Here is a 3,940-nt window from a genome sequence, read left to right as displayed (position 1 = left end):
CTGGAAAGCAGCGTTAAATCGTTTTATGATCGAGTTTGAAGATCGACTCATTGACCATATTTGAACAGGGCAGTTACACAGAATTATCTACAGGCTCATCTCCGGTCAACAATGCCTTGAGCAGACCGCCCGCCTGTTTCTGTTGTTGATTCGCAAGCGTGTCGACACGCTCCCTGAAATAGCGCCTGACACCATCAACTGAAACAAATCCATCATTCAGTTGCTGTGCATCACCGCGCACGTAGCCGGTCGCGACAATATCTTCAGTATAGAGCCAGCGTTCATAATCGAAGCCTCCCTGGTTGAGCATGCCTGAGGGTGTGAACATGCGTACCCTGAAAGCCCACTCTTCACCAGGCATCGGAATAGAAACAGGATCTCTCCAGCTGAGGCGAATTTGACCACCCTGCCATTTCTCTGAAACAGGTGCATTGCTGTTAACAAGAAAGGCGATGCGCTGGCTGCCTCCCTTGGGAAAGCTACTTACCTTGCCGGTTATTGTGAAATCTGTGCCATGTAGCTGGGTTGGCAGTTTTGAATCGATATAACCATGCCCATCTACTCCTGCCCACAGGAAACCGGCAAGAAGAAAGCTCAGCGGCAAGGCCTTTCTGAAAAGTAGCAAAAGAATCAGCACAAAGCCTGCAGGTAGAAACCAGGCGAGTCCGGGCAACTCCTGGAAAAGCGAGAGCGAGAGCATGCCAAGTACGAGGGAGACTGCACAGAGTCCTAGTTTCATCCTTGAAACCTTTTGTTTAGGAGCCTCTGATTAAGTCTGCATGAAGAGATTGCCGATCAGAATGTGTCAGATCAAGGTGCGAATCGCACGTAATAGCAGCGCTATTGCGAAGATTTGCAACGCAGAAATGGCGTATTCTGGCGGCAAGGTCAAAATTCATGACTTGATCAGCGGTTCCTTTATCTTTATGAAATAAAAAAGCGCCGTAGCGATCTTTCGCCAATTAATAGTTTAGGATATTCTGGTAAGACTGACGAGCTGGAAATGGGCCGTGCCAAGAAACTTTATCCGTCGCTATACCCCAGATGCCGAGAAGGTGAGAAATCACAGGCACTTGCAATTTCTCGGTTCGCATCTGCATGCGCATGATCTGTGGCATCTCAACCGCGAGTCAGTTGCCAAGGGTTTTGCTGTCGGTTTTTTCTGGGCCTTGATCCCGATGCCCATGCAGATGATTTTTGCTTCCATAACAGCGATTCTCTGGCGGGCCAACCTGCCAATCTCTTTCGCCCTGGTGTGGATCACCAATCCGCTCACCATCGTTCCTGTTTTCTACCTGCTCTACCTGCTAGGAAGCTGGATGATCGGGGCAGAAGCGATGGACCTCCCACACGACGTTTCGATCGACTGGTTCAGGGCCGTGTTGTCAGAAATCTGGTTGCCACTGGCAATCGGTGGCCTGACAGGTGCGATTATTGCCGGTTTCATCGGTTATTACGGCATTCACCTGCTGTGGCGTCTGCATGTTGTCAAGCGTTGGAAGCAGAGCCGTCTGCGCCTGAAAAACCGTCACTCTGCGAGTAAGCGCCCGTCTGTCAAACGATAAATCCTGTCCATTCGCTGAGCTAGTCTTCTATCGTGGGTCACGATAACAAAGGCGGTGTTGCGTTCATGTGCAAGCTTCAACATTAACTGGACGATACGTTCTGCATTCTCCTCATCGAGATTGCCGGTTGGCTCATCTGCCATTATGCAGACGGGATCACCGCAAAAGGCACGTGCAATTGCAACTCGTTGACGTTCACCGCCAGAGAGTTGTGCCGGCCTGTGGGTAAGGCGGTGGTCCATCTCCACGGCTGTGAGCCATTCACGTGCCTGTTGTGCTGCCTCATTCTTGTCCAGTCCGCGGATTAAAAGTGGTACGGCAACATTTTCCAACGCACTTAATTCAGCCAGAAGATGGTGAAACTGGTAAACAAAACCAAGTTCACGGTTGCGCAGCCTGTTGAGTTCATCGCTACGCAGCTGCGCCAGTGAGACACCGGTAATTGAGACTTCACCCTTGTCTACCTGGTCTAGTCCTCCAAGTGAATGAAGCAAGGTGCTTTTTCCGGAACCGGAACTACCGATAATAGCGATGCTCTCGCCCTTGTGGAGTTCAAGATTGACGCCCTTGAGGACCTCGATACTGGTTTCCCCATCGACAAAACTGCGATGCAGCTCCCTGCACTGAAGCACGATATTACTCATAGCGTAGTGCCTCGGCCGGCTGAATACCTGATGCACGCAAGGCCGGATAGAGCGTTGCTGCAAGCGTGATAATAAAAGCGACCACAGCTGTCATTGCAACATCATCCCAGTGCAGGTCAGATGGCAACTTGCTGATGTAGTAGAGATCGGGATCGATAAACTGCAGGTTAAATATACGCTCGAATGTATCCACGATAGATTCGACATTGAGTGCCAGCAAAACGCCGAGTATTACTCCGAGGACGACTCCAAGCACGCCGATCGCGGCGCCTTGCACAATAAATATTTTCAGGATACTGCGAGATGATGCCCCAAGTGTTCGCAGGATCGCGATATCAGACTGCTTCTCCGTTACTACCATCACCATCATGGAGACGATATTGAAGGCGGCAACTAAAACGATCAAGGCGAGCAGCAGGCCGACCATGCGCTTCTCCATCTTCAGGGCACGGAAGAAGTTGCGATGATGGTCTGACCAGTCGCTGACGTAGTAGAGATTGGGCAGGCTTTCCGCAAGTTCCCGTGAAATCTGTTGTGCCTCGAACAGGTCTTCAACTTTCAGGCGTACACCTGTCACCGAGTCACCCAGGCGTGCCAGTTTTGCTGCATCTCTTATATGGACGATACCGACACCGCTGTCATATTCACCCATGCCGCCCTCGAACAGTCCGGATACGGTAAAGCGCTTGAGACGCGGTATGGTGCCCACCGGGGTTACCATCGATGTCGGGGCGACAACCGTTACCTTGTCACCGACTGTCACACCAAGTTTCAGGGCTAATTCAGAGCCCAGTACAATACTGTAGTCGCCAGCGTTGAGTGTCTCAAGGGAGCCTGACTTCATATGCTCTCCGACATCCAAGACCTGCGCCTCCATCGAGGGATCTATACCACGTATCACTGCGCCGGAGACGGATTCACCACGTACCGTCATGACTTGCATCTCCACGTAGGGAGCTGCGCCTATTACTTTCGGGTGTTCTCCGGCGAGTCGCATCGCATCGGGCCATTCTGCCAGGCCGCCTTCAAATGCAGTAATGGTGGCATGCGAAGCCATTCCGAGGATGCGTTCGCGAATCTCCTTGTGAAAACCGTTCATGACAGACATCACCACGATCAACGCCATGACACCAACCGTGATGCCAAGCATCGATGTCATGGAGATAAAAGAGATAAAATGGTTTTTTCTTCTTGAACGCGTATAGCGAAATCCAAGAAAATATTCGAATGGCTGATACATGCGATGATTATAAACACTTGGTTAAATTGTGCGAGATGTTTCGATGACAGACTCTATAAAGAATAGTGTCTGGCCTACAACCAGGTTCAGGGCTGAATGGGAGGCACAGGATGCTGTACTGATCACCTGGCCTCACGACAAAAGTGACTGGCAGCAGACCCTGGCTGAGAGTGAACGCAATTACGTGGAGATTGCGATCGTCATTCTTGCACGACAGGAATTAATTATCCTTGTTCACGACAGTGAGCAGCGACAGCATGTTGCATCCCGGTTATCACAGGCTGCACGCAAACCCCTGTTTGTTATCGACGATAGCAACGATACCTGGACCAGGGATTACGGTCCTTTATCTGTCGATATGGAGGGCGAAGCATCACTCATCGATTTCCGCTTCAATGCCTGGGGCGGAAAATATGCCTCACAGCCGTATGATGCTGTCAGCGCCAATCTCTTCAGCAATGGCCTGTTTAAAAAAATGCACTCCAGTGCAC

5 protein-coding genes are annotated in these 3,940 nt (G+C 50.8%); 2 read left to right on the top strand and 3 right to left on the bottom strand.

Going from position 1 to position 3,940, the window contains the following annotated elements; translation table 11 throughout:
• Positions 1–73: 73 nt before the first annotated feature.
• Positions 74–739, bottom strand: coding sequence for a ComEC/Rec2 family competence protein (locus BOW51_RS08190; protein ID WP_078477260.1), 666 nt, complete (start codon positions 737–739; stop codon positions 74–76).
• Between the two features lie 271 nt (positions 740–1,010).
• Here BOW51_RS08190 and BOW51_RS08185 point away from each other — a divergent pair, with 271 nt between their 5' ends.
• Positions 1,011–1,565, top strand: a complete 555-nt coding sequence (locus BOW51_RS08185) for a DUF2062 domain-containing protein (protein ID WP_078477259.1) — start codon at positions 1,011–1,013, stop codon at positions 1,563–1,565.
• Here the strand turns inward: BOW51_RS08185 and BOW51_RS08180 are convergent.
• Both BOW51_RS08180 and BOW51_RS08175 read right to left on the bottom strand, forming a co-directional pair.
• A complete protein-coding gene (locus BOW51_RS08180; RefSeq protein ID WP_078477258.1) occupies positions 1,529–2,209 on the bottom strand; it encodes an ABC transporter ATP-binding protein in 681 nt (226 codons plus the stop codon). The two genes, BOW51_RS08185 and BOW51_RS08180, sit on opposite strands and share 37 nt — an antisense overlap.
• Positions 2,202–3,449, bottom strand: coding sequence for a lipoprotein-releasing ABC transporter permease subunit (locus tag BOW51_RS08175; protein ID WP_078477257.1), 1,248 nt, complete (start codon positions 3,447–3,449; stop codon positions 2,202–2,204). Before BOW51_RS08175 ends, BOW51_RS08180 begins: the two co-directional genes overlap by 8 nt.
• Positions 3,450–3,492: 43 nt before the next feature.
• On the opposite strand from BOW51_RS08175, the gene BOW51_RS08170 reads away from it, so the two are divergent.
• A partial coding sequence (locus BOW51_RS08170) for an agmatine deiminase family protein (RefSeq protein WP_167367286.1) occupies positions 3,493–3,940 on the top strand: 448 nt, incomplete at its 3' end.

The sequence above is a fragment of the Solemya elarraichensis gill symbiont genome (assembly GCF_002021095.1).
Taxonomy (GTDB): domain Bacteria; phylum Pseudomonadota; class Gammaproteobacteria; order Chromatiales; family Chromatiaceae.
The sequence above is the reverse complement of the archived record's forward strand: the minus strand, read 5'-3'. Positions and strand labels throughout refer to the sequence as shown.